Origin of the sequence: Novosphingobium naphthalenivorans NBRC 102051 (genome assembly GCF_001590985.1) — a bacterium.
GTDB lineage: Bacteria > Pseudomonadota > Alphaproteobacteria > Sphingomonadales > Sphingomonadaceae > Novosphingobium > Novosphingobium naphthalenivorans.
The window spans coordinates 1-886 of record NZ_BCTX01000213.1; the positions used below are offsets into that span (position 1 = coordinate 1).

Annotated in this window: 1 protein-coding gene; it reads right to left on the bottom strand. The window is 60.4% G+C overall.

Annotation, left to right across the window (positions count from 1 at the left end):
* Positions 1–56: 56 nt before the first annotated feature.
* Entirely contained in the window at positions 57–821 is a 765-nt protein-coding gene (locus NN5_RS24780; protein ID WP_001389365.1) for an IS6-like element IS6100 family transposase, read from the bottom strand.
* Positions 822–886 lie beyond the last annotated feature (65 nt).

Sequence of the window (886 nt, forward strand, 5' to 3'; positions counted from 1 at the left end):
GGGGCTCTGTTGCAAAGATTGGCGGCAGTCAGAGGTAGGCTGTCGCTCTGCGCCGATCAGGCGGCTGCTGCGAAATGGTGGTTGAGCATGCCCATGGCCTCCGTCAGCGCCGAGGGCCCAATGCCAAAAGCTCTCTCCACAAGGCGCACCTCGCCCCTGATGCCGGGCTGCAGGCACCAGGGGCGAGCCTGTCCTTTGCGCAGGGCTCGCATGACTTCGAATCCCTTGATCGTGGCATAGGCCGTGGGGATCGATTTGAAACCGCGCACCGGCTTGATCAGTATCTTGAGCTTTCCGTGATCGGCCTCGATCACGTTATTGAGATACTTCACCTGCCGGTGGGCCGTCTCCCGGTCCAGCTTTCCTTCGCGCTTCAATTCGGTGATCGCTGCACCATAGCTCGGCGCTTTGTCGGTATTGAGCGTGGCAGGCTTTTCCCAGTGCTTCAGGCCTCGCAGGGCCTTGCCCAGGAACCGCTTCGCTGCCTTGGCGCTGCGGGTCGGCGACAGGTAGAAATCGATCGTGTCGCCCCGCTTGTCGACTGCCCGGTACAGGTAGGTCCACTTGCCCCGCACCTTGACGTAGGTTTCATCCAGGCGCCAGCTCGGATCAAAGCCACGCCGCCAGAACCAGCGCAGCCGCTTCTCCATCTCCGGGGCGTAGCACTGGACCCAGCGATAGATCGTCGTATGGTCGACCGAAATGCCGCGTTCCGCCAGCATTTCCTCAAGGTCGCGATAGCTGATCGGATAGCGACAATACCAGCGCACCGCCCACAGGATCACATCACCCTGGAAATGGCGCCACTTGAAATCCGTCATCGTTCCGTCCGTCCAATCTCCGCCAAGCATGCTCAAGCTTCACGATTTTTGCAACAGAGCCTTTT